We start from the raw sequence: 3,701 nt of genomic DNA on the forward strand, positions 1-3,701 counted from the left end.
TCCGCAAACACCTCATCCCCAACCCGCCACACCACCCGCAACCCACGAAACACCGGCCCATACACCAACCCGAGTTCCGCGAACCGGTCGTACAGGGCGTCAACGTCCACCCCCGACGCCGACACCCCAGGCCACTCCCCGGCCCCCACACCCGAGGCAGCACCCGCCGACACCGCACCCACCGCATGACACACCCACTCCCCACCCACACGCCGCGAGAAGACCTTGACCGGGTGCGATGCCGACGCATCGACATCACCGACGGTCACCCGGATCTCCACCGTGTCGTGCTCGGTCACCGCCAGCGGGTTCTGGAAGGCGAGTTCATCGATGTGGTCACAGCCCACCTCGCGTGCCGCTCGCAGAGCCAGGTCCACCATCGCCGTGCCGGGTACGAGGACAGATCCCATCACCGTGTGATCCGCCAGCCACGGGTGCTCGGCCAACGACAACCGTCCCGTGAGAACGGCGCCTCCCCCGTCCGGAAGCGCTACCGCCGCGCCCAGCAAGGGGTGGCCCGCATTCTCCAGACCCGCGCCCGTCAGATCACCAGGCTGCGGCCCGGCCGCCAGCCAGAAGCGGCGGCGCTGGAAGGCATAGGTCGGCAGATCGACATAACGAGCACCACTCCCGGCGAACACGCCCGCCCAGTCCACCTCCACCCCATGCACATGCAACTCGGCAAGCGCAGCAGCAGCCGACACATCCTCCGGACGATCCTTGCGCAGCACAGGAACCACGACCGCCGACTCGTCCACCAACTCCCGAGCCAACGCGGCCAACGTCCCACTCGGCCCCACCTCGACAAAAGCGCTCACACCCTCACCCACCAGGGCCTCGACGGCGTCCGCGAAGCGGACCGGCTCCCGCACCTGCCGCACCCAGTACGACGGATCCGCCAACTCCCCGGCAGACACCAGCCGGCCCGTCACCGTCGACACCAACGGGATGGACGGCACGCCGAACGACACCGACTCCAGCTCCGCACGGAACGCCGCCAGCACCGGCTCCATCAGCGGCGAGTGGAACGCGTGCGACACGGACAACCGCTTGCTCTTCAAGCCGCTGACCACCTCGCTCATGGCCGCCGCGTCTCCGGACAGCACCACCGAGGCAGGGCCGTTGACCGCGGCGATACTCACCCGGTCTTCGAACCCGCTGAGCAGCGCGCGAGCTTCGCCCTCCGGCAGCGCAACGGCCACCATCACCCCACCCGGCGGCAGCGCACCCATCAACCGCCCACGCGCCGCAACCAACCGCGCCGCGTCCTCCAGCGAGAGCACGCCGGCCACATACGCGGCGGCGAACTCCCCCACCGAATGCCCACACACCACATCCGGCCGCACACCCCACGACTCCAGCAACCGGAACAACGCCACCTCAACCGCGAACAACCCCGGCTGCGCGAACGCCGTCTCGTTCACCGCGTCCGTCGCCGCCAGCACATCGCGCAACGGCCGTTCCAGATACAGGTCCAACGCCGCGCACACCTCGTCGAAGGCTTCGGCGAAGGCCGGGAACGCCTCGGCCAACTCCCGGCCCATCCCGGGTCGCTGGCTCCCCTGGCCCGAGAACACGAACCCCAGTCGCCGCCCGGGCGCCGCCATGCCGCGCACCAGACCGGCCGCCGACTCGCCCCGCACCAGCGCCCGCAGACCGCTCAGCATGGCGTCGCCGTCCACACCGACCACCGCCGCGCGTTGCTCCAAGTGCGCACGCGAGGTCGCCAACGAGTACGCGACGTCCGTAACGGCCTGGTCGGAGGACAGGTGCTCGGTGTGCGCGAGGAGCCGTTGAGCCTGTTCCCGCAACGCGGCCGGGTCCTTGGCCGACAACAGCCAGGGGACGGTTCCCGCCTGGCGGCGGGACCACTCGGCGGGCTCCGGCACATGCTGTTCGAGGACCACATGGGCGTTGGTTCCGCTGAACCCGAACGACGAGACGGCAGCCCGACGCGGGTTCCCGTTCTCCGGCCACACGATGTCTTCGGTCAGGAGGCTGACGGCACCCGCCGACCAATCCACGTGGGGCGACGGCTCGTCCACGTGCAGGGTGCGCGGCAGCAGCCCGTTGCGCAGCGCGAGCACCATCTTGATGACACCGCCGACACCCGCAGCCGCCTGGGCGTGTCCGATGTTCGACTTCAACGACCCCAGCCACAGCGGCCGTTCGGCAGAGCGCTCCTGCCCGTATGTAGCGATGAGCGCCTGAGCCTCGATCGGATCGCCCAGCGACGTGCCCGTGCCGTGCGCCTCGACCGCGTCCACATCCGCCGCCGACAGACCTGCGTTGGCGAGGGCCTGCCGGATGACGCGTTGCTGCGAAGGCCCGTTCGGCGCCGTCAGACCGTTCGACGCACCGTCCTGATTGATCGCGGAGCCGCGCATCACCGCGAGAATGGGATGCCCGTTGCGCAGGGCATCGGACAGTCGCTCGACGAGCAGCATGCCCACGCCCTCCGACCACGCCGTGCCGTCCGCCGCGGCTGAGAACGCCTTGCACCGCCCGTCCGGCGCCAGGCCGCCCTGTCGGCTGAACTCCACGAAGGCCGCGGGCCTCGCCATCACCGTGACGCCTCCGGCCAGGGCCATGGTGCATTCACCCTGCCGCAGCGCCTGCGCCGCCAGATGCAACGCCACCAACGACGACGAGCACGCCGTGTCCACCGTCACCGCCGGACCCTCCAGCCCGAACGTGTAGGCCACCCGCCCGGACATGACACTGCCCGAACTCCCCGTCGCCATGAAGCCTTCGACGTCCTCGGGAGCGAACTGCAGCCACGAGCCGTACTCGTGGTACATCACCCCGGCGAACACGCCGATCGGTGTTCCCTGCACGGACGTCGGGTCCATACCGGCCCGCTCGAATGCCTCCCATGACACCTCCAGCAGCAGCCGCTGCTGTGGGTCCATCGCCAGCGCCTCGCGCGGCGAGATACCGAAGAGAGCCGGGTCGAAGTCCCCGGCGTCGTACAGGAATCCGCCCTTGGTGGTCGTGCTCGCACTCGAACGTGTCGCGCCACTGTCGCCACCCCGAAGCGCGGCCAGATCCCAGCCACGGTCGGTGGGGAACTCGGAGATGGCATCGGAGCCCGAAGTCACCAGCTTCCACAGATCCTCGGGCGTGCGTACCCCGCCCGGGTAGCGGCAGCTCATGCCGACGATCGCGATCGGCTCGTCCGCCGGGGCCCGTTCGGTGACGGCGGCCGGCGCGGAGCTGGTCTGTTGAGAGCCGACCAGCCGCTCCCTGAGGTGGGCGCCCAGCGCTTCGGGGGTCGGATAATCGAAGACAAGGCTGGCGGGAAGCCGGACACCCGTAGCCGTTCCGAGGCTGTTGCGCAGCTCCACTGCGGTGAGCGAGTCGAACCCCAACTCGCGGAATGTCCGGCCCGCTTGCACGGACATCGGTGCGTGGCCCACGACGGCGGCTACATGCGTGCGGACGATGTCGAGGAGGAGTTTGTGCTGTTCGGTGTCGGGGAGGGCGGCCAGCCGCTGGGACAGATCACCGCTGCCGACCGCGCCCGCCGCCGCCTGGCGGCGAGCCGGGACACGGACCAACCCCTTCAACAGCGCCGGAAGCACACCACTACCCACCCGCTCCCGCAACACCGGAACATCAAGACGCACCGGAACGGTCACCGGGTCCGTGGTGCTGGTCGCGGTGGCGGTGTCGAACAGGGCCAGCCCTTCCGTATCGGA

The 3,701-nt window shown here is 69.8% G+C and carries 1 protein-coding gene; it reads right to left on the reverse strand.

The window, feature by feature from the left end; translation table 11 throughout:
* The coding region (locus tag ACSNOC_RS27255; RefSeq protein WP_436750246.1) for a type I polyketide synthase at nt 1-3,701 on the reverse strand (3,701 nt) is incomplete at both ends.

The organism is Streptomyces sp. URMC 129 (genome assembly GCF_051386415.1).
Taxonomy (GTDB): domain Bacteria; phylum Actinomycetota; class Actinomycetes; order Streptomycetales; family Streptomycetaceae; genus Streptomyces.